Origin of the sequence: Brenneria uluponensis, assembly GCF_032395385.1 — a bacterium.
In the GTDB taxonomy this organism is placed as follows: Bacteria; Pseudomonadota; Gammaproteobacteria; order Enterobacterales; family Enterobacteriaceae; genus Prodigiosinella; species Prodigiosinella aquatilis.
Map to the genome: position 1 here is coordinate 5,064,065 of NZ_CP135917.1, position 26,708 is coordinate 5,090,772.

Below are 26,708 nucleotides of genomic sequence, written 5' to 3' on the forward strand. Positions count from 1 at the left end.
ATACCGGGGCCAGTAACCGGCCTTATGGTCTGGCGATATGGCCAGCCGACATGGAAACCGCACGGTCACACATGTAACCGATCACATCCGGGTCATGGCTCACCAGTACCATGGTCAGCGCATCCTGCTGTTTCAGATCGTTAAGCAGATTTAGAATCTCCGCCTGCACCGACATATCCAGTGCCGACGTTGGTTCATCCAGCAGTAGTATTCTGGGTTGTAGCAATAAGGCTCTGACTATCGCCACGCGCTGACGTTGCCCGCCCGAAAGCTGGTGCGGGTAGCGGTTCATCATGGCTGAATCCAGGCCAACATGGCGCAGTCCGGCTGCAATACGATCATCAATATCCTGTATTTTTAGTAATTTCAGTGGTTCGGATAAGGTTCGACGCAGCCGGTGTTTGGGGTGCAATGACGCATAAGGATCCTGAAATACCATCTGCACATCACGCCGCAAGCTGCCGGTAAACGGGCGCCCGGGCTGAACCTGATGCCCTGCCAGTGTCATTTTACCCTGCCAGTGGGCGTTAAGACCGGCCAGTACCCACAGTAGTGACGATTTACCGCATCCGGAAGGTCCTACCAGACCAAAGCATTCACCGGGTTCTACCGTCAGACTGACATCATGTACCACGGTGCGTAGTTCATAGCCCTGTTTATGCGCGACACTAACAGCCTGCAAATCAATCATGCTCATTTGCCGCCGCCTCCAGCGCCACCCGATCCAGAGTCGGCAACGGTTGGCCGCGTACCGCTTTGCTGGGACGACAGGCCCACAACGTTCGGGTATAGGGATGCGTCGCTTCAGACAGTTTTTCTGCTGGCAGCGCATCCACCAATTGCCCCTTATACATCACCAGTACCCGTTCACACTGTTCGGATACCTGCTGTAAATCATGGCTTATCAACAGCAATCCCATTCTCCGTTCTTCCACCAGAGTACGGATCAGTGCCAGTACCTGATCACGCATGGCATGATCCAGTGCGGAAGTGGGTTCATCGGCGATCAACAATACGGGGTCGGCAATCAGGGCGATCGCCAGCATGACCCGTTGTCCCATGCCCCCCGATAGCTGATGAGGATAGCGCCGCATAAGCTGAATGGGTTGGGGAAGTCCTACGGAATGCAGTATATCGCTTACCTTTTCACGTCGCTGCCGACTATTCAGCGAGGTATGCAGGATTAACGGCTCTTCCACCTGCCAGCCGATGGTCCGGGCGGGGTTCAGCGCATATTTGGGGTCCTGCATCACCATGGCGATTTGTTGACCGCGTAACCGACTCCATTGCCGTTCGTTTAAATGGCTCAATTCCTGCCCTTTAAAGTGCAAGCGTTCAGCCTTGGTACGTAATGGTGCCGGGAGAAGCCCCATTAATGCGCGGGCGCTGAGCGATTTTCCAGAGCCAGATTCCCCCACCAGCGCAACCCGCTCCTGCCCGAGAGTGAAGGAGATATTTTTCACCAGCTCATTGCCATCAGGCAGCGTGATGGATAAATGCCGTGCGTCTATCAACGGGATGTCAGTTGTTGTCATTACGGGTATCCAGTCGGTCTCTCAGACCATCGCCAGTCAGGTTAAAGGCCAGACTGGCCAGTAAAATAGCCATGCCGGGCGCGGCAGCTACCCACCACTGATCAAAAATGACTTTTCCACCTTCAGCCACCATCGATCCCCATTCTGCGGTTGGCGGTGCGACTCCCATCCCCAGAAAGCCGAGTCCGGCGGCGGCAAGAATAATCCCGCCCAGGCTCAGGGCAGCACGTACCACAGCGCCGGGCATGCAGAGCGGCAGAATATGCCCAAACATTAAACGCAACCCGGTAATTCCCTGCATGCGAGCGGCGGCCAGATAATCACTGCGGCGTAATGCGAGAGTTTCTGCCCGTGATTGACGGGCGAAAGGCGGCCAACTGGTTAGCGCCAGCGCCAGTGCGCCATTCATCAGCCCGGGACCCAGTACCGACACCAGCGCGAGAGCGATCACCAGATTGGGTAGTGACATGGCGATATCGGTAACGCGCATTAATATGCGCTCAGTCCAGCCGCCCACATAACCGGCAGTAATACCGATCAACATGCCAATCGGTATGGTAAGAATCAGGATCAGAATAACCAGCACCAGCGTTGGTCGGGCGCCATAAATCACCCGTGATAACAGGTCGCGACCAAAACCATCGGTTCCCAGCCAGTGTTGCGTGGAAGGTGGCAACAACCGCGCCGTTATCGTTTGCATATCAGGATCAAACGGCGCCAGCCACGGGGCCAGGAGGGCGACCAACACCAGAATGGCCACCAGTGTTGTGCCCATCGCCAGTGTATTGATCCGCCTGACCGGTTTAGTGACAGATAAATGTTGTGTCATCGTGTTCTCGGATCGGTTAAATACGTCAACGCATCCGCCAGCGCGTTCAGTAAAATGAATAAAGTCCCAATCATCAATGTCGCACCAAGAATCGCGGGCGTATCCGCCGCGAACAGGGCATTGGTCAGATAGCGGCCGACGCCAGGCCAGGCAAACACCGTTTCCGTCAATACCGACCCCTCCAGCAGACTGGTATAGGCAATCACCAACACCGTAATCAATGTACCCCGTACATTAGGCAATACATGCCGGATCAATATGCGCCAGCGACCAGCGCCTTTTGCCCGCGCCAGCACCACATACTCTTTATTGCTTTCTTCCAGTAATGCCGCCCGCAACAAACGGGTAATACTCGCCATCGATAACAGGCCAAGCACCGCAACCGGTAACCACAGATGGGCGATGGCATTGCGGAACATGTCACTGTCGCCTGACAACCAGGCATCAACCAACACCAGCCCGGTATGCGGCTCCAGCGAATAAATCCAGATGTCATCCAGCCGGCCCGGCCCAGCTGACCAGTGAAGCACCGCATAAAACAGGAGTAATCCCAGTAATCCCAGCCAGAAAACCGGTACGGAAAAGCCCAGCAATGAAATCAATCGGACCAGATTATCAAGCACGCTCCCCGGTTTTAAGGCCGCCAGCAGTGCCAGTATGATCCCACCTGTTGCGCCGACCAAAATGGCGCAGGTCGCCAGCTCAAAGGTGGCCGGGAAGGTGCGTAGCAAATCACTGAAAACCGGCTGAGTGGTGATACGTGAAATCCCCATGTCACCCTGTGCGAGGTGCGCCAGGTAATGCCAGAATTGCATGATGACAGGCTGATCCAGCCCCAGACTGTGCCTGGCCTGAGCGTAAGTGGATTCGCTGGCATGATCGCCCGCCAGTTGCAGCACCGGATCGATCGGGGACAAGTGGGACAGGGTAAATGTGAACGCCAGTAACCCCAGCATCGTCACTATCAACGAGATAATGCCGGTCAGTAACCGGCTGGCACGCTGTTTAAACCATCGGATAAACCCGGCATAAACTGCATCTGACGCCATTACTTCGTAACCTGGTTGTAGTAAACCATGTCAGGGTTGATTCCCTGAATGTAGCCTTTCAGATTTGCACGCACGGCAATCAGATTTTTAGCCTGTAAACCAATCACATAAGGTGATGATTTCATGATTTCCCGCTGAAGTTTCTGATAGATTGCCACCCGTTTTTGCGGATCGCTTTCTGCCGTGGCAGCGATAGTTTGTCGGGTCAGTTCCGGGATCTGCCAGTTAGCGCGCCAGGCCAGTGTTTTACCGCCTTCCGGGCTGGAAGCAAAAGCAGCCGCGTTGGTGTTCGGGTCAAAATAATCCGCGCCCCAGGAGGTCATGGTCGCCTGGTAATCATGTGATTTTATTTTCGTTGAGACTTCTGAACTGATGCCGGGAATCAACTCGATTTTCACTCCACCTTTGGCAAAACTGGCCTGTAAGGCTTGCGCAATATCAATGTAAGGCGGCTGGTTACTCACAATCAGCGGGAAGCTGACATTTTTCAGACCGGCTTTGTCCAGAATTTCGCGGGCTTTCTGCGGGTTATATTGATAGGGCGTGTCATTGATGGCTCCAAGAAAGCCTTTCGGCAGAAAGGACTGATGAACCTGAAACTGTCCTTTCAGCAAACTATCGGCAATACCATGGTAATCAAACAGATACCTTGACGCTTCCCAGAGCGCCGGATTACCTGTTAATGCATTGGCCTTGGTATTGAACAATATGTAATAGACCGATGCCATGGGGATGGCGAGGGCTTTAACACCGGGTTTGTTTTTCAGCGCTGAAATCTGATCGGCACCCAGGTTACGGGCAATGTCTGCATCACCTTGTTCCAGCAGTAAACGGCGGGTTGCTGGCTCGGGAACGTTTTTAATCAGTATGTTTTGCAGTTTTGGCGCACCGGCCGGAGATCCCGGATTGGCGCGCAGCAACAGCACTTCATGGGGTATATATCTCGTAATCTGGAATGGGCCGCTGCCAGCGGAATGGCTACCTAGCCATTGGTGGCCGAAATCATTTTTTTCCTGATGCGCCAGCACGGTTTTTTCATCAACAATAGAGGCTACCGGTGCGGAGAGCAGACTGAGCACATAGGCCGGGCTGACATTGGCGGACCAGCTTATTTTAACTTGATTATCAGTAACTTTTTTTAAAAAACCCTCAACATTCTGCGGATCCCAACCCAGCTGTGCCAGAATAAAAGAGGGTGCCAGATTGAGCTTGATCACGCGTGCCAGCGAAAAAATCACATCTTCCGGCCGTACTGCATTTCCGCTGGAAAACGTGGCACCTTTACGCAGGGTAAAAGTCAGGCTGCGGTTATCACTGCCGGCCTGCCAACTTTCTGCCAGCGTGGGCTTCAGGTCGGTTGGATTGGTGGGATCTGACTGTACCAGCCGTTGATAAAGGTTGGTAAACGCCTGAACGGTGGTCAGTTCAAAGCCCTGGGCGGGGTCGAAGCTGCTGGCATCATCAATGGACTGGGCGATAACCAGTGTATCCTTGGGTGTGGCGGCCTGAGCTGAGAACCCAAACGCAACAGCCAGTACAAGCGATGTGAGAGTGAATGATTTCATAATTTACTCTGTGTTATTGAATTCTGGTGATTTTACGGTAGGTCGTAGATATAAAATAGTCTAATAAAAACTATACTTATACCTTTTAATAATAACGACCACAGCATCAGATTGGTTATTTTATCGGTACGGCTTCGGTAGCCATACTGCCATACCATTGGCTACTCTCTGTTCCGTTCTATCACGCCGCAGTAATTACTGTAAAAAACGAATATGTTATTACTCTTTGAATTTTTTGTTAAATAGGGCTAATGAATGCGGCGTTTATCTCCTGGCGTTCTGGTTCCGTGCCGGAGCCAGGCATAAACTAACAACAACAGAAAATTATCCGTGAGGCATCACAATGGCATTCGAATGTGTTCTCAATGCCTGGCAGACCCATGAAAAGGAACTGCTGGGTTTTCTATACCGCCATCTTGGTGAGCATTCGTTAGCCGAAGATTTGCTTCAGGATGTCTTCATCAAAGCGATGAAACAGGGAAGCCATTTTTGTTCGCTGGATAACCCCAGAGCCTGGCTTTTCCGGGTAGCCCGTACGACACTGATTGACCATACGCGGTTGACCAAACCCGATGTGGTACTGACTGAAGATTTACCGATGTCGGACGCACAGGAGCGTGATGCCATTGATGAGCTGGATATCTGCATCAGCCGCAATCTGCCGCATCTCCCCACGGAAGATAGATTTATCCTCGAAGCCTGTTATCTGCATGGCCTGACGGTTTCCGCTTTTGCTGAGCGGGGGGGACTTTCGCTCCCGGCGGCCAAATCGCGTCTGCTACGCGCTCGCCGGCGATTACGCGATGCGTTGGTTCAATATTGCCAGGTGCAATTCGACGAGCAGGGCAGAGTGTGCTGCCATATCCCTAAAAAAACAGAAAAATAGACAGCATCCTTTTGCCGATTCGTTCGTTTTCTTGATTAGAGACCTGTGGTGATGCCACAGGATGAATCAATTAAGGAGTTGTACGATGTCAGAACCCATGTTGCGGTGGTCACAGCGTAGCCCGCGCGTGTTTCTTGTGGTGATGGTTGTTGTCTGGTATGGGTTGTATCAGATGCTGGCACCATTGGCGGAGGCACTGGTTGCCTACCTGCCGGTGACGACCGATAGCCATCTTGGCGGCGCATTGCAATTCTTCTTTTATGACACACCCAAAGTGCTGCTGTTGTTGACGGGCATTGTATTCGTGATGGGCATGATCAACAGCTATTTCACGCCTGAACGTACTCGCGCCATACTGGCAGGACGACATGAGGGGATCGCCAATGTGATGGCGGCCAGCCTGGGGATTGTGACGCCATTCTGTTCATGCTCTGCCGTCCCGCTGTTTATCGGTTTTGTTCAGGCTGGCGTCCCGCTTGGCGTCACGTTCTCATTCCTGATTGCCGCACCGATGGTTAACGAAGTGGCGTTAACATTGCTGTTTGGTCTGTTCGGTTGGGAAATCGCCTTGCTTTACCTCGGACTGGGACTTGTTGTCGCCATCGTCGCTGGCTGGTGTATCGACCACTTGAAGATGGAGGCATACCTGGAAGACTGGGTGCGCGAGATGCCCAAAATGACAGCGCAATATAACGGACAGAAGTTGAGCTTATCCGAGCGTATTGCCGTTGGCATGCAAAGTGTACGTGAGATTGTCGGCAAGGTCTGGCCTTATATTCTGGTCGGTATCGCCATTGGCGCGGGTATTCACGGTTATGTGCCGGAAGATTTTATGGCTTCGGTCATGGGTAAAGAGGCGTGGTGGTCGGTGCCTCTGGCCGTTTTGATCGGTGTGCCCATGTACACCAATGCCGCTGGTGTGATCCCCATCGTACAGGCTCTCCTGACTAAAGGTGCCGCGCTCGGTACGGTGCTGGCCTTCATGATGAGTGTGATTGCGTTATCACTGCCGGAAATGGTGATTTTGCGCAAAGTGCTGAAGGTGCGCCTGATCATCACATTTATCGCTATTGTGGCCAGCGGCATTCTGCTGGTTGGTTATATTTTCAACTGGGTTCTGTAAGGAGTCATCATGAAAGATATCAAAGTATTGGGAACAGGGTGTGCCAACTGTAAAAATACTATTGCGTTAATCGAAGAGATCGCCAAAGCGCAGGGTGTTGATATTACGCTGGAAAAGGTCGAGGCAATTCAGGATATTATGAGTTATGGCATTATGAGTACGCCGGGTGTGGTCATTGATGGTGAGGTGGTCCATGCCGGTGGCGTTCCGAGCCGTGACGCCATTAAGAAATGGCTGATGTTTTGAATAAAAATAATATTAGTAAAAGGACAGCCCTTGGAACCGTAGATACTCCTGGGGCTGTCTAGTCAAAGATGGAATACACGGTGGTCGACTATCTTGGCCTTTCACACTTGAGTCATTTCCTGCAAGAAGATTGCCAGCGATGATTTGAGCGCCACTGATTAAATCCAAGGCAATGATGATGGGTCAGCTCTGCCGGTGACTGGGGCATACCATGCGGAAAGGATCTGAAGACCATGAACATAATAGCGCCTACCTGTCTCAGTAAGACCCTGGTGGCGAGTAGTTTTATTGATAAGTGAGTATCCCAGTCTGTTTTCCTGTGCTCGTGTATGTTTGCCCACCATTGCGGGAGAAATGCCCATGGCTTCAGCTATAGAGGTAAAGTTTCTACTATCCGTCGCCAAGATAAATGCTTCTCAAAATATCATTTTGATTATTAATGATATTTATTGATTTTTTATGTAATTTTTTTGTTATTGAATGACCGTGACGGGAAACCTATTTCTAAGACACATATAAGCCAAGCTGAAAAGCCGCCAGACGGTGGTACGTAAACTTCAGGTGCGGGCGATCGCTAATAAATGACGGGCATTGTCCCAGTTCATTATCCTCCTCTGTATTTTTTGCTGTAGATAAGCGCATTTCTACTGCGTTTTAAATCCCATCTTTCCTTCTTAGACTCTCTCAGGAGTGCCCCCCATGAGCGGGCACCTTGTATCAGAATCGTTTTGTTGGTCAGAGTATGTAACCTGAAACTATCGTCATCAGTACCAGGGCAGGTAAAACAAGAAGCGCAGTTCCCACGCCAAACCGCAACAGTTCATATTCTTTCACTTCTGTCTCACCGTCCACTGATTCAGATTCGTCTCTAGCCAATGTCAGGATCAAAACGATAATCGGGATAGATGTGAATACCGTATGACCCGCCCCGCTATTTTGTGCTGCGGCGAATAATGCCAGTTTTCCTATATGGTTACCGATATCAGCCTGAACCAGCATGGTCAGAGCATTGCCGCTAAGATTGGAGCCGGTAATAAACCCGCTGACCATTCCCATCAGGGGAGATATTACGGTCAGTACGCTACCATTCCAGGTTGACAGGCTTTTTGCGAAGGTGGCAATCATGCCGCTCTGTAGCATGATTTGCCCGAGCAGAACAAATGCGAATAAGCTGACGCATGATATCCGTGCCCGTTTAAGGAGGGGTGAATGGGGTAAGGCAATAGGTTTTTGCCAATAAACCCATAAGGCCACGATTAGTAGCACTACCCCTGGGCTGGTCAAGACATGGAACGAAACATTCCCCGCTTTTAGCACCAGACTGTTGGCTAACAGGTCATAGGCTCCCGGAATGCTACGTTCCAGAATAATGACTGTCAGTACTAGCCCATAGGGGATAAACGCCTTCAAAGCGCTGGCGTGATTGATGGGGACGTCCGAAATAGAGGTTTTAGGCAGGACGAAGGCACCAATCATACAGACTACGGCACCGGCAATGATACCCGCCACTTCGGTAAGGTGCAGCCAGTTGAATACTACTAGTACAGCCGACAGGCACAGACTGAGACTCAACGCTGCTGGAAGCGTGTTCCGTACCAAGCCAGAGCCACCTACTACTCTCATGGCAACCAAGGCGAGCAGAGGAAACACCAGAAAGCTGGTCAGAGACGTGTAATAGCCGAGTGTTCCCACCGTCAGGCCGGACAATGTGGCCCCAACCACAGTGGCTAATGCCAGTGTCCCCCAAGGCATAATATTCATGCCCAGCATAGCTAACCGAAACGCTACGCGGCGGTTGAACAGGTGAAAGAGAATGGGGATGGATAAAAAGAGCGATACTCCAAAACCGGTTAGCGACTCGACTGCTGGAAGTAGACCGAATAGCAGTAGTAACACCTTATGCTCGGTTCGGTAAGGCAATTTTTCCACCCATGTCTGAATATTGGTAATAATACCCCGCCCGGATAGTAATGCGTTGAAATACAGCCCAGGCAAGATCACTATAGCTGCGCTGAGGGTCAGGATTAACGCTTTGGTGAGCGCCAGCCATAGCCCATCAAAATCCATACGAAAGTCCGGAGACGGCAAAATGATCACTACGGCAGTGAGCATTCCTGTCAGCGCGCCAAATACCGCGGAGCGTTTGGCCAGTAAGATTGTCAGCGCACAAGTAAGGAGTGGAAAAATCGCGAGTATGCTCATGCCAGTGTTCCTGAGAGTTGATCCTTCTGATATAGCCAGTCCAATATTTCCTGGTACTGGCTGACTCCGGCGGCGACTGCAGCATGTGCTCCAGAAATAATTTCCCGCATCTCTGCCAACGTCAGTGCCGGTATTTGATCGTGGATCCCATCAAGCAATTCCTGTGTATGGAAAGGATCGATTGTGCGGTGTGCCGAGAAGTAAATTTCGATGTCTGGGTGCGCCAGTTCCACTCGCTTGAGGCCTTGCATCAGCTTTTCGAAGTGTGGCTCTACCCATGCTTCGGTTGTCGTAAAGCAACCGTAGGCACGATATTTGTAACCGGGGCGAGTCAATAACACATTGAAGATATTTGAGGTGATGGATGAAAACCAAGGTTTTTCTTTCATCCGGTAGGTAATTAGATCGTTCCAGTCATCCGTTTTTTCCAACAGGAGTCTCAGCCAGTAAGTATGGAATCCTGTCAGGTCTCCATTGCCGCATTCATCCCAGAGATTGGCCGCAGTCATGCGTTTTACATTACCTTGCATGCCACAGACTAATAGTGACACCTCATCATCGACTATTTCATTACGGCACACTTCCATTCGTAGGAACTCACGCATGGATGCTGATGATATTTTGTCCCGTAAATAGACATATAAATCATGGCCGACGCCAATATTACTTTCCACATACCAGGTTAAATATTCATAAGCTTCTTCTGTTGTTGTAAAGGACGGGATAGCCTCTGTTGGTAGCCAATGGTTAATAAAATAATCGTCCAGAAGAATTTTTGCCCGGCCCAGTGCTATTTCCAGATCTATATTGGTAGCCAGATAGCAGGGACTATCTGCATAGCCATATACATAAGCATAGATTTGTGACAGACCATCGTTGAGAAATTCTCCTGCTTCAGCCCAATTTTTCGTTTTCAGTTGCGCCAGTTGATACTCTTGGTCGGAGCGTTCAGAGAATAAGAACGTGTTGAACGCCGGAGAAAATTTGGTAAAAGGGGGAACCGGAGGCCAGTCGTGGGCCTGAAGTTCTGGTTGCTGTATAGTGAGTAACTGACGCATGTTTTTTCTACCTGAAATTAGTTTTTTGCCAAATAGGGAGTGGGGGAAAAATCTTTGCTGATGTATTGAGGGGATATTGTGCCATCCAACATGATGGCGCGAGCGACCGCTAAATCCAGGATCCCCATGCCGAATGGAGAGTAAATTCGTGTGCGTGTTTTATCTGGCTGGGCATTACCAGTAATGAAATCAGAAATCGACAGTTCTATGAATAGATGATTTCCGTCCTGCTGTTCGGTTAAATGCAGAGAAGTATTTGCTTTCAGGCAATGGCTTATATCGTCAGCGACATTCTGAGCGCTACGAATAATATCAGGTGACAAATCTCTTAATGATAAATGAATAACGGTTGGGTGATGGGAAAATAACAGTGGATCTTCGACATAAGGCGTAATAGACGAAGTCGTAAATAAAATAGCATCCGAGTGGGTAATGGTATCGCGGATGTCATTCAGGTATATTGTTAGAGGTTGTTCCGCCAGCTTTTGCTGAAAATGTTCCGCGCGCTCGCCACGAGTGTCGGACAAAGAAAGGGCATCGATGGTCCAGCCGGTTTTCAGCAGTAAATTGACAGTGGTAAAAGCAATAGGGCCACAACCGACAATCCCCAATTGTCGAATGTGTTTCCCCGGGTTGTGTAAAGCGTCAAAACCTATAACAGCACTGGCCGCAGTGCGGGCAGCACTGATCAGACTTCCTTCCATGCAGGCGAGCGGATACCCGGTCTGGCGATCATTGACTACTATTAGTGCTGAGGCACGGTCTAGGCCTCGGGAGGTATTAGCTGGAAAACTGGAAATCCATTTAATACCAGCAACCGGAGAATGATCGTCAATTACAGAAGGGAGGGCGATAATTCTGTTATCCGGCTCGTTCCTAAAATTCAGGAAGTAACTATCTGGATTAGTCGTTTTTCCCGCATGATGATTGACATATGACTGACGGACAATTTCAACAATCATATTGGGATTATCCTCCAGCCATTTCTGGATTTGGGGGGAACCGTAAAGGGATAGGGTTGGTTGTGTTTCCATTATTGGCATCCTGTTAAAAATGGCTTGCTACCCATTCGTCGTTGTAGATCGTGTCGATATAGCGGTCTCCCATATCTGGGGAAATGGCAACAATGACTGCATCTTCCGCTATGGACGGTAGACGCTGTGCCACCGCTGACATTACGGTGCCAGTCGAACCACCGAGTAATAGTCCGCGTTTGGCCAATCGCCGGCACATGGTGATAGTGTCAATTTCCTTGATTATCATCAGGTCGTCATAGAGAACTTTTTCACTGATTTTTGGTGGAGTACTGGTTCCCAGCCCTGGGATTCGGCGCAGCCCCGCAGGTGTTCCAAATGTCACTGAACCTTCGGTATCAACGGCTATAATATGGGTTTGAGGGCTATGTTCTTTGAAATACTGAGACACCCCGCCCAGAGTTCCAGTGGTGCCAGAACCGATAAAAAGATAATTTGGATGGGGAAAAACATCGGCGATATGCCGAGCGGTATGATCGTAATGAGCCAAAGGATTATTCGGATTAGCATACTGGTTGAGCCAGATAAGTGATGGGTCTTCGCGTAGTTTTTCATTAATTAATGCAATACGACTAGCGAGAAATCCTCCGTTAGCATCCCGTTTGTCAATAATAATTAGTTCGGTGCCATATGCCTTAATAAGACCAATAGTTTGAGGGGAAATATTGGGATCGGAAACGCAGATAAACCGATAGCCTTTTGATGCGCAAATCATGCTTAGAGCTAATCCTAGGTTTCCCGATGAACTTTCAATTAGCGTGTTATTCACCGTAAGACGGCCTTCTTGCTCAAGAGACTCGATCATTTGCAAAGCAGGCTTTATTTTGATCGAATTTGTGAACGAGAACCCTTCCAACTTAAGGTGAATATAATGGGGAAATGGTGGGATCTGTGTCTTTATAAATAGATCATCAATAATAATATTCTCTGGTCTGGAAACTATCATTAAATCTCTCCCGATAAAAATAATTCCCTATTAAATTAGTACTATTTGGGAATAACGCTTCCTCACTCGCAGTTTTGAATCAAACCTGTTTTTTGGTGTAATAAATTGTCATCTTTAATATTTCTAACGTAAAAGATGAAGGAGGTCATGACCAAATTAGTCCTATTCAAGACCTGAAAAGTCTTGAATATTTGGTAGTGGTAGGGATTCATTCCGGAAGAAGAGGTAAAGCTAACGAAAAGAAGAAAAACGTTAGCGAATTGTAACTTTCAGAATCTGGTCAAGGGATTGATAGGTTTTCTCTTCCATTTGAGAAACGTTAAACCGAAGAAAGTCTGACCATGTATGGGAAGGACTGAATACCGTACCCGGAGCCAAGATGACTCCTCTTTCCAGAGCCATTTTCGCAATGAGGGTAGAATCGATACCCCCGGGAAGTTGGCACCAGAGAAACATACCTCCTTGCGGGTGATTCCATGGCTCAATACCGAGTTGCTGTAACCGGTGAATGGCCTCATCCATGCTGTGCATCAGCCTCTGGCGAATAACGCCCATATGTTTGTGGTAACTGTTATTTTTTAGCATCTGATGAATTACCTCTGATGACATACGGCTTCCGCTAAAACCGGTGGCGACCTTCAGGTTGGTCAAATCATCTTTCCAGTGGTCGGGGGCAACTATAAAACCACATCGCACTGATGCTGATAGCGTTTTGGTGAAACTGCCGGTATAGACCACCTGTTTCAGCCCGTCGAAAGCAGCTAAACGGATCGCAGGCGACCTCTCGAAATCGGCGAACACGTCGTCCTCGATGATGGTCAGATGGTACTGGTCTGCCAGTTTGAGTAGTCTATGTGAAACCACAGGAGACAGGCTTGCTCCGGTCGGATTGTGGAAGGTGGCATTGGTGATATAGAGCCTTGGATTATGTTTCTCAAGCACTTGGGCAAACCGTTCCAAATCAGGACCTGCAGGGGTATAGGGTACGCTAATTACCGTTACCTGATGTGCTCGCAGTAGCGCCTGAAAATTGTAGTAGGACGGGTCATCCAGGATCACTATATCCCCAGGTTGTAACAGGAATCGACATAACAGGTCCAGTGAATGTGTGGCGGAGGCTGTCAGTAATATCTGGTCCGGCATTACCTCTAAGCCTCGTTCAGTCAGGCGTTGAGCCAGCAGCATTCGCAGAGAGGGAATCCCCTGCGGCGGGGCATAATCCATCAGAGTATTACGGTCAGTCCGGGAAAGCATACGTAGCGTCCGGCGAATGCTTTCTTCCGGCATCCAATCTGCTGGTAGCCAGCCACATCCTGGTTTTGCGAATTCCGAATTTAGCTCTAGAGATTCCCTTGATACCCACAGAGGGTCAATTTCCCGTTCCTGCCGAGGAGAAACGGATGATAGCGGGGCACGGGATGGCGGATTGTCAGCAACATAGAAGCCGGCTCGAGGTCGGGATATGACCATCCTTTCGGCGACGAGATGATCGTAGGCATCGGTGACTGTAGTTTTGGAAACCTTTAGCGTGCGTGCGCAGGAACGAATAGATGGCAATTTATCGCCGGGTTTCAGAATACGGCTGGTAATGCGCTGACTCATAACTTTTATCACTTGAGCTATGAGCGTGTTTCCACCTGATGTCGTAGAAGGCGCTTCCATAATTTTGTCTTGTCATCTGTACCGGTTCAATAAAGGGGTCAGTTTAATCAATTTGTATTTTTCTGTCCCTGTTTTTAATCAGTTTTGTACGGGAAAGTGAATCAATCTGAAACATTGAAGAAAGGGGTTTTATGGAATTGCGCCATTTAAGAGGTTTTCTTGCTGTTGCTGAAGAACTTCACTTCGGCCGGGCTGCCATGAAACTGAATATTGAACAGTCACCGCTTTCTCGCATTATCAAAGATCTGGAAAATCAACTGGGTGTACTGTTGTTTGAACGCACATCCCGACATACTTCACTGACACCGGAAGGTAATGCTTTGTTTGAGTATGCGAAGAGGATACTGCTGTTGACAGAACAAGCCAAAGATAATGTCCGGTCTATTTCAGCGGGGGCCTGCGGGCAAATTCGTATCGCTGTTTCTGAAGAGGAATATCCGGAATACCTCCGTCAGTTGTTACTGTATTCGCGTAGCCACATTCCTTCAGTAGAGTTGCGCGTGACTATGGTGCCTGTAGTACAACAACTCAAAGGACTGCGTTCTGGCTTGTATGATGTTGGTCTGTCTCTGACTACGGTCAATGATGAAAGCATTGTCGCGAAGCCATTTAGTCGGGAACCGCTGGTAGTACTAGTGCCTGCTGGGCACGATTTACAACGTTATTCAGTTGTGATACCTGAGGATGTAATAAATTATCCTCTGGTGATGTGGGACAAGGAACAGTTTTGCGGAAGGGCGCAACAAATCGATCGTATATTGAATAAGAGCGATACGCTGTTGCAGGTTGTTGAAACAGTCAGTTCGCTGGAGTGGCTACTGGTTCTGGTTTCAACTGGTTACGGGATTGGGTTCATCACTGCTGCACAGGTAACCAGAATTATCGATCCAAATATCAGAGTCATTAATTTCAAAGACAATTCCTGTTATGTGACCTCCTATTTTCTACATGCTCGTCGTCCATCCGGATTGGTGAGAAAATTTCTCAACGTTGCTTTTTCAAAGGAGTTCCTGATAGAACAGGAGTCATCATGCCTGTCAGGTTTTAGATAACTGAATCGTAATAAATGAGTGTTGATATGGTCGTTTTTTTTATTTTTCTGATATGGGTATATACCCCTGATCATTGAAGATGCTTGATTTTCAGGCAACAGAAGATCATGCTGTTCACCATGAAAATATTCATCACTGACCAACAAAAAGCTGAACTTGAGCACCTTCACGATTCCAGTCGTGATAAACGTGTTTGCGATCGTATTAAAGCCATTCTTCTGGCTTCCGAAGGCTGGAGTTCGGCCATGATCGCTCAGGCTTTGCGGCTGCATCAGACAACCGTTGACCATCATATCAGCGAGTTTCTGAATAAAGGGAAACTGAAACCCGAGAATGGCGGTTCAGACAGTAAACTCAGTGCTGAAAAAACAGTCTCTTTAATCAGCCAGTTATCTGATAACGTATTTCATCAGACCCGTGATATTGTCGCGTTTGTCGCCCGGACATGGAACATCGTTTTCAGCGTTCCGGGAATGAATAAGTGGCTGCACCGTAACGGCTTTACCTACAAAAAACCGTCAGGTGTTCCCCATAAATTTAGTGAAGAGAAACAAAAACAATTCATTGAATATTATGAGGAACTGAAAGCAACTGCGGGTGATGAACCGGTTCTTTTTATTGATGCTGTCCATCCTACTCAGGCCACTAAAATCAGTTATGGCTGGATACGCAAAGGCCAGAGAAAAGCGGTAAAAACAACGGGAAGTCGTACACGGCTGAACATCATGGGGGCGCTGAATCTGAAGGCCCCGGAACACCCGCTAATCTGCGAATATAAAACGATTAATGAATACAATGTATCTCGTTTTTTCAATGAGATACGTAAGGTTTATCCTGATTATGGCCAGAAAGTTCATGTTATTCTGGATGGTGCAGGTTATCACCGTTCACAGTTAGTGAAAGAGTGGGCGGAGGTGGTAAATATAAAACTTCATTATCTCCCGCCGTACAGTCCGAACCTGAATCCGATAGAACGAATGTGGAAATTAATGAACGAACATGCCCGGAATAATCGCTACTTCAGCAGTAGCAGGGAGTTCAGGGATGCAATATCTGAATTTTTCAGCGATACGCTACCGGACATGGCGGGTTCTCTGACGTCCCGAATTAATGACCGTTTTCAGGTACTGAAATCTGCATCTTGAGGTTTATTGGGTATAAAAAGGCTAAGCTGTTAACCAGATGAAAGAGTTGCTGACTTGGAACGTAGCTCTATCTGTAAACTAAATTTCACTCTACGTCCTGCTCGGCGTGTTTGTATTCATTACTTAAAAAACAACCACAAACACAAGGTTTATATCGCAGTGGATATAGCCGTGAGCACAAAAATCACCGGTTCTCAGCGGAAAGGAATCGAAGCAAGTGGAACAAAAAATCCCGCATAACAATCAGCTATGCGGGAGAGATTCCCACGATGGTACCCGCTCCTATAGCAAAGGCATGTTGCCGATGATATGGCGTTGGATGTCACTAAACTGAGCAATGTTGAAACGCCGGAAATTGACGGCCATCCCATGATTCTTTGGTCTGTTGAAAGCGCTGAGCATGGATGCGGTATTGGTCAATGTGTGGTTGCTTACAACATTACTACCCCTTATCTCTGGAAGACCTCGCTCTACGTTAAAGATGGTGAGTCCGAAAGCCATAACATCGCCGCCAATCACCCTAAGAGCTATTCTCGATTTATTTTCCGTCAGTCTGGCCCACAAGACTTCCCTGTTGATGAGTTTTATAGAGCCATCATCCTACAGGAACCCTCAGTATTTCGGCATGCCTCTTACTGTTCAAGAGTTTGGTGCTCTGCTACTCGGATTGATGCTGGCTCAAGATTCTGGATGGGGATTCTTGCTTGCAGGTTTGCCATTGGTCATTTGGTGCTTTAAAGCTTTTGCATTTATCCAACGTAAATGGTGGTTAGCCGTTCCTTTTTGGTATGCGCTCACTTATTTGTATTGGCAAATATCCCTGGCACTTTTGGCTGGCTATCTATTCGTAGTGTTTGTCAGAAATATGATGGAGTTGAATAAAACCTACTCAATGCCAAGTCGTCATAAACGAATGAAACGTGATAGTACTGTTTTCGCGGATAGTTTTGATTACGACTACCGAAACCATATTGGGTTTGATGACTAATTTTGGCCCTTAGTTGGTTCATTTTGAGTACAACTCAATGATATTAAAGATATATTAAAAATTCATTTTAACCAATAGATTAGTGTGTCGACGTCGCTGCTTCGAGTTGCGCAGGCTCCATAAGTGCGAATGCTGTGCGCATTTTACGCACCTCCTCCCCGGGGCTGCGACCAAACAGTCGTTTGAACTCCCGGTTGAACTGCGATGCACTTTCGTAGCCGACCCGAGCCGCTGCCCCTGCAGCAGTAACGTTGTCCCGGATCATCATCAGTCGCGCCTGGTGAAGACGCACTGACTTGATGTACTGAATAGGGGAAGTCGCCGCTACGGCTTTGAAATGCGCATGAAAAGCCGGAACGCTCAGGCCAGCTTCGTGCGCCAGTGAAGCCACATCCAGTGGCCGGGCATAATCGAGGTGGATACGCCGTAACGTACGCGCGATACGTCCAAAGTTGCCATGACAGGCCAGCGCAGCACGAATGGCTCCGCCCTGTTCACCCAGCAGAACACGAAAAATCAGCTCGCGCACAATCCCCGGCCCCAGAACCCGGGCTTCAAGCGGTGAAAACAATACCTTCAGAAGACGAACTGTCGTATCTGACAGCGTGTCGTCAAGTGGTGTGGAGACAATGCCGACGGGTGTTCCTGACGCAGTACTGGCATGGTGATCGACAGCCATAACCAGGTCTGCCACAGCTGTCATATCCAGACTAATGGACACAGCAAGCAAAGGTTCTGTCGGACTGGCATCGGTCTCGCTTGAGAATGGCAGAGGTACTGACAGCACCAGGTAGTGCAAAGGGTCATAGTGGTAAACCCTGTCGGCCAGGTAGCCACGTTTGTGTCCCTGACAGACGATAATAATGCTCGGCTCGTAGAGTACGGGCGTGCGACCCAGCGGTCCGTCTGCACGCATCAGACGAACGCCATCAAGCAGCGTACGCGTATGGCCTTCGTGCGGGGCAAGTTGGCAAATCATAGCAGCCATTTCGGACTGCTGAGACATAGGGGGGGATATTCCCGACATATATCAGGCCTGCTTAGTTAATTTAATGGTTATATTTTTGCTCCTTACATGCTTAAAAATCAATACAGAAATAGGATTAGGCAATAACGCAAGAGTGTCAGGCCTGTCGCCGATCTTTCTCTCTATTTATGATAACTGCCTGTTCGATATTCCCACGGCATTTCCTGTAACCCCCGAAGACAAGTAAGGAGGAGTAATGAAAGCAGTGGTATCTGAAAAGGCTAAGGTGGTCATTCTTACCGGAGCAAGTAGTGGTATAGGTGAGGCCACAGCCCGTCATCTTTCCCGGCTGGGGCATCATCTGTTTATCGGAGCCAGACGTCTGGAAAAACTGACAGCATTGGAGGTCGAAGAGTGGAACCGCATGCTGGATGTCAATGTGCGGGGCGTTTTACATGGAATTGCCGCCGTCCTGCCGATCATGCAGGAGCAGGGTTATGGTCACATCATAAACATCGCCTCCACAGGAGCGTATACGGTCTCGCCTACAGCCGCTGTCTATTGCGCCAGCAAGTTCGCTGTGCACGCTATCTCTGACGGGCTTCGGCAGGAAACCGACGCGATCCGGGTGACGCTGGTCAGCCCGGGAGTGGTCGAGTCAGAACTTGCCGATCATATTACGGACGAAACAGCACGGGCCGCCATGCACGAATTCCGGCGCATCGCCTTACCTCCAAAGCCAGTGGCGCAGGCAATCGCTTATGCCATCGAACAACCTTCTGGCGTGGATATCAGCGAACTCATCGTCCGTCCTACGGCCAGTCCTCATTAACCGTAAACATGTTTTCATTTACCAGGAGTGTTTATGTCAGAACCAAGCTCTTTTTCCATGTCCATGCCTTTTGCTGGCCATGTTGCTATCGTCACCGGTGCCGCCAGCGGTATCGGCCTGGCGACCGTCGAACTGTTGCATCGCCAGGGAGCACGCATCGTCGCGATTGGCCGGGGAGATAACGTTAATACGCTTGCGCGCGAAGGCATCATCCCTATCGTAGCCGACGTGACGCAGGAAGCCAGTGCAGAGCTGGCAGTTCAGACTGCAATAGAACAGTTTGGTCGTCTCGACATCCTAATCAACAACGCTGGCATCATCATCAACCAGCTGGTGGCAGAAATGACGCTCAAGGAATGGAATCAGGTAATGGCTGTTAATGCAACGGGCGCATTCCTTTTCTCAAGGGAAGCCATGCGCCCAATGATGGCGGCAAAATCGGGTGCAATCGTTAATATTGGTTCCTACGCCTGTTATCAGTCCTTTCCCGGTATCGCCGCCTATGCAGCATCCAAGGGGGCGCTGGCGCAGTTAACTCGCACACTCGCGCTGGAAGCTATCAATCACGGTATTCGTGTTAATGCAGTCGGCTCCGGAGATGCTGTGACAAACATCACGAATACACTCCAGCCCGATGGGCAGGCATATCTGGCAGAGCACGGTCGTAAAGCGCCTATTGGTCGCGCAGCCCATCCCAATGAAATCGCAGAGGTAGCGGCCTTCCTGGCGTCGGACAGAGCCAGTTACATTGTCGGTGCGGTGGTTATGGCCGACGGTGGCATGAGTGTCGCCATCCAGTAATGCAACTTATTTTTCAACAACAGGAGTCTCCATCAATGCAACAACAAACCTCACCTGCAAAAGTCTGGTTTATCACCGGTGCCGCTCGTGGTATTGGCCTTTCGCTGGCGAGTCAGCTGCTGGCTCGTGGCGATATCGTCGCTGCAACGTCCCGTACCCTGATCAGTCTGCGTCAGGCTTTCGGCGATGATAACGCGCGGCTGCTGGCGCTGGAGGTGGACCTGGTGAACGAAGCGAGCGTTCAAAAAGCCATCCAAAGCACCATTGCCACCTTCGGGCACATTGACTATGTGGTCAACAACGCAGGCTACGGCCAGCAGGGTACTATTGAAGCATTAACCGATAGCGAATTGCGTCGCAATTTCGATGTTAACGTGTTTGCTCCCCTGCATGTGCTGCGCCATGCCCTGCCGCATATGCGCGCGCGGCGCGGCGGACATATATTCAACGTGGCGTCGATCGTGGGCTTTCAGGGGGGTTACGCAGGCTGGGGCAGCTATGTTGCCAGCAAATTCGCGCTGGCCGGTCTGACCGAAACACTGGCTGCCGAACTGGCCGAGCTGAACATCAGGGCCACGGTGGTTTATCCAGGACCGGTGCGCACCGGGTTCCTGTCGAAGGACACGCTGGTCGTGGCCCAACGCACAATCGCCGACTATACCGAAGCTAAGGCCTCGCTTGACCTCCATCTGAACGGTCTGGACGGCAAACAGGCTGGCAATCCTGATAAAGTAGCCTCTCTGATATTGCAGGCGGCCAGCGCTGACGAACCACCAGTGCATCTTTTCGCCGGTAAGATTGCCAACACGCTTGCGGAGCAGAAAATGCAGGCTGTGAGTAAGGACCTTGAGGTCTGGCGGTGTGCGTCAGACGCCACGGATTTTAATGAGTAATAACCCATTTCCCCGGGGACATGTGAACAACGCTGTCCCTGATTTTTCCTTCGGGAGGAAATATCATGCATGAAAGCCTGCCTGCGGAAAAAGCGTACCGTATTCTTGAGTCCGGCCCTGTTATTCTGGTGTCCACTAGGGGAACAGATGGCCGTGCTAATCTGATGACCGTAGGTTTTCACATGATGATGCTACATGACCCACCGCTGGTCGGTGTGGTTATCGGCCCCTGGGATTACAGTCATCAGGCATTGTCAGATACGAGGGAATGCGTGCTGGCTGTTCCGACGGTAGAACTCACGGAGAAAGTCGTGGAAATCGGCAATTGTTCGGGAGAAACAGAGGACAAATTTGCACGTTTCGGTCTGACGCCTGTCCCTGCCCAATGGGTCAATGCGCCTCTTGTACGTGAATGTTGGGCCAATCTTGAGTGCAAAGTGGTGGACGACAGCTGGATGCGGCGCTATGACCTGTGGGTTCTGGAAGTTAAGCGTATATGGCTCGATAGCTCGCGGCAGGATGTGCGGCTGGTCCATCATCAGGGTGACGGCTGTTTTAGTGTGGATGGTGAGACGATAGACCTCAGAGACAGAATGGTGAAATGGCGCGACCTGATGGATTGAATTTTGTGCCACCTAACTACAACACCCTGATGGCGATACATTACCGGCAAAATCCGGAAATGTATTGCCATGAACAAGAGCGCACGCCTCGTTATCCATCCTATAAATGAATACGCCAGAATACTTATAAAGATTTTCTTTTAGCCCAATTTTTCAGTCAATTAAATCCAGCAATTCACTGGCTGCATTGTGGCTTGAGTACCTGTCAAGCTGACCAAACAGCGGGTTCCATTGCTGGATATCAAGTTGTGCGATAAGACCTTCACGTGCAAAAGGGGCGGTACTGATCATTGCCTGGACTTCATCCAGCGTCTCAGCCCTGAAAATAAGAAATCCCGCCCGCAGCTGCGTATTATTTAGTGGGCCGGATGCTAGCATTTGGCTTGTTGTAGAGGAATAGATTCAGCGGTTCGTAAGAGCGCTTCTGAGCCCTTGAACCGTCTTCTGAGGGTAATAGTAAACAAGCCTGATGGGGCGCAGGCCACTCTTATCTGGTTCTCGTTTTTGTATATTGATTTTCATCGGTTTTTCTCATCTTGTGCGCCACATGTGCGTCAGAATTTATCTTCGGAGCACAAGTGGCGCAAGAATCGACAAAACCCTTCAAACTACTTCCCACCAAGTAAAACAAAATTATTTTAAAATCATAATGTTGTTTTGATTTGGTTTGATGCGTTTTACTATTCTACTTGCCGATACAGAAGCTGGAAAAAATTCTGCCTAGCAGGTCATCAGAGGTAAATTCCCCGGTAATTTCGCTTAGTGCCTGTTGGGCCAGTCGTAATTCTTCCGCCAGCAGTTCCCCTGCGTAAGCACTCACTAGTTGCTCTTTACCTTCCTGTAGATGTTGGGCTGCCAGTTCCAGTGCTTGCAAATGACGGCGACGGGCCAGGAATCCGCCCTCGGTATTGCTGGTAAAGCCCATGCTCTGCTTGAGATGCTCACGTAAGGTATCAATACCTTCACCGGTACGTGCCGAAAGGCGAATAAGTGAGTGAGTATTCACATCCTCGATACCTAATGGTTCTCCGGTGATATCCGCCTTGTTCCGAACTACTGTGATCGGTAGCGTGGTGGGTAAGCGGGCCATAAATTCCGGCCAGATAGCGGCGGGTTCCACTGCGTCGGTGGTGGTGCCGTCCACCATAAACAATACCCGGTCTGCCTGTTCAATTTCCTGCCAGGCACGCTCAATACCAATACGTTCTACCTCGTCGCTGGACTCGCGTAACCCGGCGGTGTCAATGATATGCAGTGGCATACCGTCGATGTGAATATGCTCACGTAGTACATCGCGTGTGGTGCCGGCGATAGCTGTGACAATCGCAGCCTCTCGTCCGGCCAGCGCGTTTAGCAGGCTGGATTTACCGGCGTTGGGTCGCCCGGCAATGACCACCTTCATTCCTTCACGCAGCAGACTTCCCTGATGCGCTTCAACCCGTACCGCGTCCAGATCGGCCATGACGCCGTTAAGCTGCGCTTCTATTTTGCCATCGGAAAGGAAATCAATCTCTTCATCGGGAAAATCAATGGCGGCTTCCACGTAAATGCGCAGCTGTGTCAGAGCTTCGACCAATTGGTGGATACGGGCAGAAAATGCACCCTGTAATGAATTGAGTGCCGAACGAGCGGCTTGTTCTGAGCTGGCATCGATCAGATCGGCGATAGCCTCAGCCTGGGCCAGATCCAGTTTGTCATTCAGAAAGGCGCGTTCTGAGAATTCACCGGGGCGGGCGATACGTACACCGGGTAGCATCAGAATCCGTTTTAACAGCAAATCGAGAATAACCGGGCCGCCGTGTCCCTGCAGTTCCAGCACGTCTTCACCGGTGAAAGAGTGTGGGCCAGGGAACCAGATGGCAATGCCCTGATCGAGCACGTTGCCAGCAGCGTCATTGAAGGGCAGATAGTCGGCATAACGTGGTTTGGGTAATTTACCCAGCACTGCTTGTGCTATGGTCGCCGCCGCCGAGCCTGAAACACGCAGAATACCCACCCCCCCGCGTCCCGGTGGCGTGGCTTGGGCGACGATGGTGTCGGAGTGACTCATGGTTTTCTCTCTAAAAAATAAGGCGGTCATTGACCGCCTTACAGTATGGATTGGGTGTCAATCAACCGTGATTATTTTTTCTTCTCACGGCTGTGTAAACCCCGCTTTTCCAGCCCACGGTAAATCAGTTGCTGTTGAGCAATGGTCACCAGGTTGCTGACGATATAGTACAGCACCAGACCTGACGGGAACCACAGGAAGAAGACGGTAAAGATAACCGGCATGTAGGTCATTATCTTCTGCTGCATCGGATCGGTAACGGTGGTCGGCGACATCTTCTGAATGAAGAACATCGTCAGACCCATCAGGACCGGCAGTACGTAGTATGGGTCTTGCGCCGAAAGATCATGGATCCACAGAGCGAATGGTGCATGACGCAGTTCCACTGACCCCATCAGCATGTAATACAGCGCCAGGAAGATAGGCATCTGGATGACCAGCGGGAAGCAACCACCCAACGGGTTCACTTTCTCCGCCTTGTACAGCGCCATCATTTCCTGACTCATGCGCTGTTTGTCGTCACCGATACGCTCACGCATGGCCGCCAGTTTCGGCTGCAGCATACGCATTTTCGCCATAGAGGTGTACTGCGCGCGGGTTAGCGGATACATGATGCCGCGAACGATAAAGGTGATAGCGATAATGGAGAAGCCCCAGTTACCGATAAAACCGTGCAGGAATTTCAGCAGTTTGAACAGTGGCTGAGAAATGAACCATAACCAGCCGTAATCCACGGTCAAATCCAGATGGGGAGCAATCGCCGCCATTTTATCCTGAATTTCCGGGCCGACCCACAACGTTGAGCTTAGTACCTGCTGACTGCCTGGTTGCACGATCACCGGGGCGGCTTTAAAGCCGATAGCGGCCAGACCATTACCCAGATTGGCGGTGTAGAAGGTGTTGTTACCTGTGGTCGACGGAACCCAGGCGGTTGCAAAGTATTGCTGCAACATGGCTACCCAGCCGCCCGGCGTGGTGACGTTCAGGTTGTCCTTCATGTCGCTGAAGCTGTACTTGCGGTACTTGTCTTCGTTGGAAGAGAATGCGGCGCCACGGTAGGTATGCAGGGCGAAATTATGGCTACCAGTGGCACGGTCTGACGGCAGGTCAATCGACTGCTTCAACTGGCCGAACAACGTCAGTTCCAGTGGTTTGGCACTGCTGTTGTTAACGTTATACTCAACTTTCAGCGCGTAATCACCACGCTTCAGCACGAACGTTTTGGTGTAACTGACACCATTGGCATCGGTATAAGTTAACGGAATACGAATTTCGTTCTGCCCGTTTGCCAGCTCGAAATGATCCTGCGTCGTGCTATACAGTGGACGCTCGCCATTAGCCGGGTTGTCCGGACCGTTTCTACCGGTTAAACCACTTTGAGCCTGATAAACAAAGGTTGGTGTGGTTTCCAGTAATCTGAACGGCTGTTGTGAACCCAGTTTCGCCGAGTAAGACAGCAGGTCGGCCTGTTCAATATCACCGCCACGCGTATTGATGGTCAGTGACAGCACGTCGGTCTGTACTGTAATCAGTTTACCCTGACTGCTGGCTGGTACGCCCTGGTTAGCAGTATCACCCACGGTGCTATTCGTCGTCTGTTGTGTGGTCTGAGCGTTGGCCGGCGGATTTTTATCCGTTTCCCAAGCCTGCCAGATCATGAACGTTACGAATAGCAGAGCGATGACAAAAAGATTGCGTTGCGAATCCATCGTTTAATGTTCTCTGTTATTGTCGGGTTTTGGCGGTACGGGATCATCACCACCAGGGTTCAAAGGGTGGCATTTTAATACGCGTTTCAGCGTCAACCAACTGCCTTTTATCATGCCGAACCGACGTATTGCCTCTATACCATAGTGGGAACACGTCGGCCGGAAACGGCAATGTGGTCCAAGTAACGGACTAATAACGAGTTGATACCCGCGTATCAACCCGATTAGCAGGCGTGAGCCAAACGACAGTGCCGACGCCATAATTTTTCCAATGCTTCCGTTAGCATACAGTTATCAAGCTCAGACACCCCTTTTTTCGCTATTACCACGAAATCCATAGCGGGTAATTCGTGTTGATGTAAACGAAAACTCTCGCGCGTCAGACGTTTAATCCGATTGCGTTCATGTGCCCGTTTGACATGTTTTTTAGCGACGGTAAGACCGACACGGGGATGCCCCAGCGTGTTCAGGCGGCCGAGGATAGTGATTTGCGGCGTGCCAGCCCGTTGTGGCTGCTGGAAGACAAAAGTGAAATGGCTGGGAGTTAACAAACGTAACTCCCTGGGAAAAGCGAGCTTAACCACTCGGTGGGTTAGCTTTTATTACTTAGAAACAGTCAGACGAGTACGGCCTTTCGCACGACGGCGGGCCAGAACCTGACGACCATTTTTGGTGGCCATACGAGCACGGAAACCATGGCTACGGTTACGCTTCAGTACGGACGGTTGGAAAGTGCGTTTCATGGCGATTTCTACCTAAACTTGATTAAAACTTCACAGTAAACGCGTTTGGCTACTCGGCGTGAAAATGACCGACGCCTCTATATCCGGCATCTTTCAAGTTGTCGATGCGTTGGCTGCTCTTGCTCACTCAGTCACTTACTGATGTAAGCTTCTGTGGATTCGCATGGTTGCCGCCTGGCTGCAACTCGAAATCTATTGGATATATCGCATATAATAAAGAGGCGGGATTGTAATAAGTGTACAGTCCCGAGTCAATTAACATCCACGTTTTACTCATCTGTTGTTCCCGCTTTTCGGGATCTCCTGCCTGACTACACAGAAAACAGATGCTAACGTGCAGGGCGGGAATTATACGGACTCTGTGATAAAGAGCAAGGATCGAACTATGATCCTGTCGCTGAGATCATGATCACCTACCGATCTCTAAGATTGCGGTTATTCTTATACTCTACTGACGCCACTCGTGTACGGTATGAATAACAAATTGCGCACAACGATCCTCTGGATGAATCGTGGTAGCTTGTTATAAGAATAGCCTGTGGATAAAAAGGACTGAAACTGTGCAGAAGGGGAAGATCTCTGTCTAGGTTTAGGTTATGATCCGCCGTCCCGCTAGCGATCCTCGGTTGGGATCGTCACGGTAAGCCGCATCTATAACGCGGTGCATACTGGCTCTTTTACGCGGGGGCTAGTGCTAAAAATCATGAGTTACATAATTAACGATTCTGTTTCTTTTCTTTTTGATTAATCTTGTTCGAGTGGAGTCCGCC

Annotated in this window: 27 protein-coding genes and 1 pseudogene; 10 read left to right on the forward strand and 18 right to left on the reverse strand. The window is 49.8% G+C overall.

Annotated elements, in window-relative coordinates:
- Positions 1-22: 22 nt before the first annotated feature.
- The 5 genes from RS889_RS23565 to RS889_RS23585 are packed head-to-tail and all read right to left on the reverse strand — an operon-like array spanning position 23 to position 4,978.
- Positions 23-691, reverse strand: coding sequence for an ABC transporter ATP-binding protein (locus tag RS889_RS23565; protein WP_315711180.1), 669 nt, complete (start codon positions 689-691; stop codon positions 23-25).
- Positions 684-1,535, reverse strand: a complete 852-nt coding sequence (locus RS889_RS23570; protein WP_315708884.1) for an ABC transporter ATP-binding protein — start codon at positions 1,533-1,535, stop codon at positions 684-686. Before RS889_RS23570 ends, RS889_RS23565 begins: the two co-directional genes overlap by 8 nt.
- Positions 1,522-2,364 carry an ABC transporter permease gene (locus RS889_RS23575; protein ID WP_290181038.1) on the reverse strand — a complete coding sequence of 281 codons (843 nt, stop codon included), beginning with the start codon at positions 2,362-2,364 and terminating at the stop codon, positions 1,522-1,524. Before RS889_RS23575 ends, RS889_RS23570 begins: the two co-directional genes overlap by 14 nt.
- On the reverse strand, positions 2,361-3,413 hold the full coding sequence (locus RS889_RS23580; protein WP_315708885.1) for an ABC transporter permease: 1,053 nt from the start codon (positions 3,411-3,413) through the stop codon (positions 2,361-2,363). The genes RS889_RS23575 and RS889_RS23580 overlap by 4 nt, the downstream gene beginning before the upstream one ends.
- A complete protein-coding gene (locus RS889_RS23585) occupies positions 3,413-4,978 on the reverse strand; it encodes an ABC transporter substrate-binding protein (protein WP_315708886.1) in 1,566 nt (521 codons plus the stop codon). Before RS889_RS23585 ends, RS889_RS23580 begins: the two co-directional genes overlap by 1 nt.
- A 343-nt stretch (positions 4,979-5,321) precedes the next feature.
- On the opposite strand from RS889_RS23585, the gene RS889_RS23590 reads away from it, so the two are divergent.
- The 3 genes from RS889_RS23590 (at position 5,322) to RS889_RS23600 (ending at position 7,233) form a co-directional block, all read left to right on the forward strand.
- Positions 5,322-5,864: a sigma-70 family RNA polymerase sigma factor gene (locus RS889_RS23590; protein ID WP_315708887.1), complete on the forward strand. Its 543-nt coding sequence runs from the start codon at positions 5,322-5,324 to the stop codon at positions 5,862-5,864.
- An 85-nt stretch (positions 5,865-5,949) separates the two neighbouring features.
- On the forward strand, positions 5,950-6,987 hold the full coding sequence (locus RS889_RS23595; protein WP_315708888.1) for a permease: 1,038 nt from the start codon (positions 5,950-5,952) through the stop codon (positions 6,985-6,987).
- A 9-nt stretch (positions 6,988-6,996) separates the two neighbouring features.
- The gene (locus tag RS889_RS23600) at positions 6,997-7,233 is read left to right on the forward strand and encodes a thioredoxin family protein (protein ID WP_021013698.1); all 237 of its coding nucleotides are present in this window, start codon (positions 6,997-6,999) and stop codon (positions 7,231-7,233) included.
- Between the two features lie 158 nt (positions 7,234-7,391).
- On the opposite strand, the gene RS889_RS23930 is transcribed toward RS889_RS23600, so the two are convergent.
- The 6 genes from RS889_RS23930 to RS889_RS23625 all read right to left on the reverse strand — a co-directional run bounded on the left by RS889_RS23930 (position 7,392) and on the right by RS889_RS23625 (position 14,075).
- Positions 7,392-7,595, reverse strand: a complete 204-nt coding sequence (locus RS889_RS23930; RefSeq protein WP_425475165.1) for a hypothetical protein — start codon at positions 7,593-7,595, stop codon at positions 7,392-7,394.
- Between the two features lie 373 nt (positions 7,596-7,968).
- A complete protein-coding gene (locus RS889_RS23605) occupies positions 7,969-9,435 on the reverse strand; it encodes an L-lactate permease (RefSeq protein WP_315708889.1) in 1,467 nt (488 codons plus the stop codon).
- Entirely contained in the window at positions 9,432-10,493 is a 1,062-nt protein-coding gene (locus tag RS889_RS23610) for an iron-containing redox enzyme family protein (RefSeq protein WP_315708890.1), read from the reverse strand. The genes RS889_RS23605 and RS889_RS23610 overlap by 4 nt, the downstream gene beginning before the upstream one ends.
- 17 nt (positions 10,494-10,510) lie before the next feature.
- The gene (gene sbnB, locus RS889_RS23615; protein ID WP_315708891.1) at positions 10,511-11,527 is read right to left on the reverse strand and encodes a 2,3-diaminopropionate biosynthesis protein SbnB; all 1,017 of its coding nucleotides are present in this window, start codon (positions 11,525-11,527) and stop codon (positions 10,511-10,513) included.
- Positions 11,528-11,540: 13 nt separating this feature from the next.
- Positions 11,541-12,473: a 2,3-diaminopropionate biosynthesis protein SbnA gene (gene sbnA / locus RS889_RS23620; RefSeq protein WP_315708892.1), complete on the reverse strand. Its 933-nt coding sequence runs from the start codon at positions 12,471-12,473 to the stop codon at positions 11,541-11,543.
- Between the two features lie 252 nt (positions 12,474-12,725).
- Entirely contained in the window at positions 12,726-14,075 is a 1,350-nt protein-coding gene (locus RS889_RS23625; RefSeq protein WP_315708893.1) for an aminotransferase-like domain-containing protein, read from the reverse strand.
- Positions 14,076-14,266: 191 nt separating this feature from the next.
- Here RS889_RS23625 and RS889_RS23630 point away from each other — a divergent pair, with 191 nt between their 5' ends.
- From RS889_RS23630 to RS889_RS23640, 3 genes and pseudogenes are all read left to right on the forward strand, one after another.
- The gene (locus RS889_RS23630; protein ID WP_315708894.1) at positions 14,267-15,187 is read left to right on the forward strand and encodes a LysR family transcriptional regulator; all 921 of its coding nucleotides are present in this window, start codon (positions 14,267-14,269) and stop codon (positions 15,185-15,187) included.
- Between the two features lie 119 nt (positions 15,188-15,306).
- A complete protein-coding gene (locus tag RS889_RS23635; protein WP_315711181.1) occupies positions 15,307-16,332 on the forward strand; it encodes an IS630 family transposase in 1,026 nt (341 codons plus the stop codon).
- A gap of 291 nt (positions 16,333-16,623) precedes the next feature.
- Positions 16,624-16,947: pseudogene (locus tag RS889_RS23640) on the forward strand (hypothetical protein); the annotation flags it as partial.
- A 452-nt stretch (positions 16,948-17,399) separates the two neighbouring features.
- On the opposite strand, the gene RS889_RS23645 reads toward RS889_RS23640, so the two are convergent.
- Positions 17,400-18,326, reverse strand: a complete 927-nt coding sequence (locus tag RS889_RS23645) for an AraC family transcriptional regulator (protein ID WP_315708895.1) — start codon at positions 18,324-18,326, stop codon at positions 17,400-17,402.
- Between the two features lie 217 nt (positions 18,327-18,543).
- On the opposite strand from RS889_RS23645, the gene RS889_RS23650 reads away from it, so the two are divergent.
- From RS889_RS23650 to RS889_RS23665, 4 genes are all read left to right on the forward strand, one after another.
- Positions 18,544-19,119 carry an SDR family oxidoreductase gene (locus RS889_RS23650; RefSeq protein WP_315708896.1) on the forward strand — a complete coding sequence of 192 codons (576 nt, stop codon included), beginning with the start codon at positions 18,544-18,546 and terminating at the stop codon, positions 19,117-19,119.
- Between the two features lie 33 nt (positions 19,120-19,152).
- Positions 19,153-19,920 (forward strand): SDR family NAD(P)-dependent oxidoreductase, encoded by a 768-nt coding sequence (locus tag RS889_RS23655; protein WP_315708897.1) that lies wholly within the window; start codon positions 19,153-19,155, stop codon positions 19,918-19,920.
- A gap of 35 nt (positions 19,921-19,955) precedes the next feature.
- Positions 19,956-20,813 (forward strand): SDR family oxidoreductase, encoded by an 858-nt coding sequence (locus tag RS889_RS23660; RefSeq protein ID WP_315708898.1) that lies wholly within the window; start codon positions 19,956-19,958, stop codon positions 20,811-20,813.
- Between the two features lie 65 nt (positions 20,814-20,878).
- Complete coding sequence (locus tag RS889_RS23665) at positions 20,879-21,436, forward strand: flavin reductase family protein (RefSeq protein ID WP_315708899.1); 558 nt, start codon at positions 20,879-20,881, stop codon at positions 21,434-21,436.
- A gap of 153 nt (positions 21,437-21,589) precedes the next feature.
- Here RS889_RS23665 and RS889_RS23670 read toward each other — a convergent pair whose 3' ends face one another.
- The 6 genes from RS889_RS23670 to rpmH form a co-directional block, all read right to left on the reverse strand.
- A complete protein-coding gene (locus tag RS889_RS23670; RefSeq protein ID WP_315708900.1) occupies positions 21,590-21,814 on the reverse strand; it encodes a YciI family protein in 225 nt (74 codons plus the stop codon).
- A gap of 307 nt (positions 21,815-22,121) precedes the next feature.
- Positions 22,122-23,486, reverse strand: a complete 1,365-nt coding sequence (mnmE, locus tag RS889_RS23675; protein ID WP_315708901.1) for a tRNA uridine-5-carboxymethylaminomethyl(34) synthesis GTPase MnmE — start codon at positions 23,484-23,486, stop codon at positions 22,122-22,124.
- Positions 23,487-23,557: 71 nt separating this feature from the next.
- Entirely contained in the window at positions 23,558-25,195 is a 1,638-nt protein-coding gene (yidC, locus tag RS889_RS23680) for a membrane protein insertase YidC (protein ID WP_021013691.1), read from the reverse strand.
- Between the two features lie 3 nt (positions 25,196-25,198).
- Positions 25,199-25,456: a membrane protein insertion efficiency factor YidD gene (gene yidD / locus RS889_RS23685; protein WP_021013690.1), complete on the reverse strand. Its 258-nt coding sequence runs from the start codon at positions 25,454-25,456 to the stop codon at positions 25,199-25,201.
- Positions 25,420-25,779 carry a ribonuclease P protein component gene (gene rnpA / locus RS889_RS23690; protein WP_071790837.1) on the reverse strand — a complete coding sequence of 120 codons (360 nt, stop codon included), beginning with the start codon at positions 25,777-25,779 and terminating at the stop codon, positions 25,420-25,422. The genes yidD and rnpA overlap by 37 nt, the downstream gene beginning before the upstream one ends.
- 18 nt (positions 25,780-25,797) lie before the next feature.
- Positions 25,798-25,938 carry a 50S ribosomal protein L34 gene (gene rpmH / locus RS889_RS23695; protein ID WP_004093983.1) on the reverse strand — a complete coding sequence of 47 codons (141 nt, stop codon included), beginning with the start codon at positions 25,936-25,938 and terminating at the stop codon, positions 25,798-25,800.
- Positions 25,939-26,708: the final 770 nt, after the last annotated feature.

What these genes read in the sequence shown, in the direction of transcription:
- RS889_RS23665 (WP_315708899.1), top strand. Translation starts at nt 20,879, where the DNA reads ATGCATGAAAGCCTGCCTGCGGAAAAAGCGTACCGTATTCTTGAGTCC.
- RS889_RS23625 (WP_315708893.1), bottom strand. Translation starts at nt 14,075, where the DNA reads ATGAGTCAGCGCATTACCAGCCGTATTCTGAAACCCGGCGATAAATTG.
- RS889_RS23595 (WP_315708888.1), top strand. Translation starts at nt 5,950, where the DNA reads ATGTCAGAACCCATGTTGCGGTGGTCACAGCGTAGCCCGCGCGTGTTT.
- sbnB (WP_315708891.1), bottom strand. Translation starts at nt 11,527, where the DNA reads ATGGAAACACAACCAACCCTATCCCTTTACGGTTCCCCCCAAATCCAG.
- RS889_RS23660 (WP_315708898.1), top strand. Translation starts at nt 19,956, where the DNA reads ATGCAACAACAAACCTCACCTGCAAAAGTCTGGTTTATCACCGGTGCC.
- rpmH (WP_004093983.1), bottom strand. Translation starts at nt 25,938, where the DNA reads ATGAAACGCACTTTCCAACCGTCCGTACTGAAGCGTAACCGTAGCCAT.
- RS889_RS23585 (WP_315708886.1), bottom strand. Translation starts at nt 4,978, where the DNA reads ATGAAATCATTCACTCTCACATCGCTTGTACTGGCTGTTGCGTTTGGG.
- RS889_RS23575 (WP_290181038.1), bottom strand. Translation starts at nt 2,364, where the DNA reads ATGACACAACATTTATCTGTCACTAAACCGGTCAGGCGGATCAATACA.
- sbnA (WP_315708892.1), bottom strand. Translation starts at nt 12,473, where the DNA reads ATGATAGTTTCCAGACCAGAGAATATTATTATTGATGATCTATTTATA.
- RS889_RS23580 (WP_315708885.1), bottom strand. Translation starts at nt 3,413, where the DNA reads ATGGCGTCAGATGCAGTTTATGCCGGGTTTATCCGATGGTTTAAACAG.
- RS889_RS23635 (WP_315711181.1), top strand. Translation starts at nt 15,307, where the DNA reads ATGAAAATATTCATCACTGACCAACAAAAAGCTGAACTTGAGCACCTT.
- RS889_RS23590 (WP_315708887.1), top strand. Translation starts at nt 5,322, where the DNA reads ATGGCATTCGAATGTGTTCTCAATGCCTGGCAGACCCATGAAAAGGAA.
- RS889_RS23605 (WP_315708889.1), bottom strand. Translation starts at nt 9,435, where the DNA reads ATGAGCATACTCGCGATTTTTCCACTCCTTACTTGTGCGCTGACAATC.
- RS889_RS23650 (WP_315708896.1), top strand. Translation starts at nt 18,544, where the DNA reads ATGAAAGCAGTGGTATCTGAAAAGGCTAAGGTGGTCATTCTTACCGGA.
- RS889_RS23610 (WP_315708890.1), bottom strand. Translation starts at nt 10,493, where the DNA reads ATGCGTCAGTTACTCACTATACAGCAACCAGAACTTCAGGCCCACGAC.
- yidC (WP_021013691.1), bottom strand. Translation starts at nt 25,195, where the DNA reads ATGGATTCGCAACGCAATCTTTTTGTCATCGCTCTGCTATTCGTAACG.
- RS889_RS23565 (WP_315711180.1), bottom strand. Translation starts at nt 691, where the DNA reads ATGATTGATTTGCAGGCTGTTAGTGTCGCGCATAAACAGGGCTATGAA.
- RS889_RS23600 (WP_021013698.1), top strand. Translation starts at nt 6,997, where the DNA reads ATGAAAGATATCAAAGTATTGGGAACAGGGTGTGCCAACTGTAAAAAT.
- yidD (WP_021013690.1), bottom strand. Translation starts at nt 25,456, where the DNA reads ATGGCGTCGGCACTGTCGTTTGGCTCACGCCTGCTAATCGGGTTGATA.
- RS889_RS23630 (WP_315708894.1), top strand. Translation starts at nt 14,267, where the DNA reads ATGGAATTGCGCCATTTAAGAGGTTTTCTTGCTGTTGCTGAAGAACTT.
- RS889_RS23930 (WP_425475165.1), bottom strand. Translation starts at nt 7,595, where the DNA reads ATGGGCATTTCTCCCGCAATGGTGGGCAAACATACACGAGCACAGGAA.
- RS889_RS23570 (WP_315708884.1), bottom strand. Translation starts at nt 1,535, where the DNA reads ATGACAACAACTGACATCCCGTTGATAGACGCACGGCATTTATCCATC.
- RS889_RS23645 (WP_315708895.1), bottom strand. Translation starts at nt 18,326, where the DNA reads ATGTCTCAGCAGTCCGAAATGGCTGCTATGATTTGCCAACTTGCCCCG.
- RS889_RS23655 (WP_315708897.1), top strand. Translation starts at nt 19,153, where the DNA reads ATGTCAGAACCAAGCTCTTTTTCCATGTCCATGCCTTTTGCTGGCCAT.
- RS889_RS23670 (WP_315708900.1), bottom strand. Translation starts at nt 21,814, where the DNA reads ATGCTAGCATCCGGCCCACTAAATAATACGCAGCTGCGGGCGGGATTT.
- mnmE (WP_315708901.1), bottom strand. Translation starts at nt 23,486, where the DNA reads ATGAGTCACTCCGACACCATCGTCGCCCAAGCCACGCCACCGGGACGC.